The organism is Mesorhizobium sp. M8A.F.Ca.ET.218.01.1.1 (assembly GCF_004791165.1).
GTDB lineage: Bacteria > Pseudomonadota > Alphaproteobacteria > Rhizobiales > Rhizobiaceae > Mesorhizobium.
On sequence record NZ_SRUZ01000042.1, the window covers coordinates 1 to 500 of the forward strand.

General features: G+C 58.2%; 1 protein-coding gene. It reads left to right on the top strand.

Annotation, left to right across the window (positions count from 1 at the left end; all coding sequences use genetic code 11):
• Positions 1 to 135 precede the first annotated feature (135 nt).
• On the top strand, positions 136 to 500 hold a 365-nt coding region (locus EN861_RS36535), incomplete at its 3' end, for a hypothetical protein (RefSeq protein WP_245512176.1).

The following is a 500-nucleotide window of genomic DNA, read 5'->3' on the forward strand; positions in this document are numbered from 1 at the left end:
CTCCTTCCGCAGCCGGGCCGCATCTTCGGGATGGTCCCGGTTAGGGTCGGCATACCAGTCCCAATCGCCTGGCGGGCCGTATCCGAAAACGCTACGGACGCCCGACTCAAGGAGAGCGTCAACGGCACGGTCCGCATGAGCCGGCGTATTGATCGCATGACAGTAATCGAACACAGTGGTGGTCCCGGCGCTCACTTGCTCGAAGCACCCAGCCAAGTTCGCCAGGTACAAGTCTTCGGCGCTGATGTGGGGTCCGATTCCACCCAGAATACGCTGAACATACTGGTCCAGGCTCCAATCGCCTGCGATACCAGCCATAGCGCTTTGCCAAAGATGGATATGAGCATTCACGAAGCCTGGCAGAGCTATCAAGTCGCTTGCGTCTATGACTTCGGCATCTGGCGCGTCGATGGAGTGATCGACGGCTGCGATTCGACCGGAGCGGATAAGGATGTCACCACGCTCAAAAATCGGGTTTTGCGGATCCATTGTCAGGATTG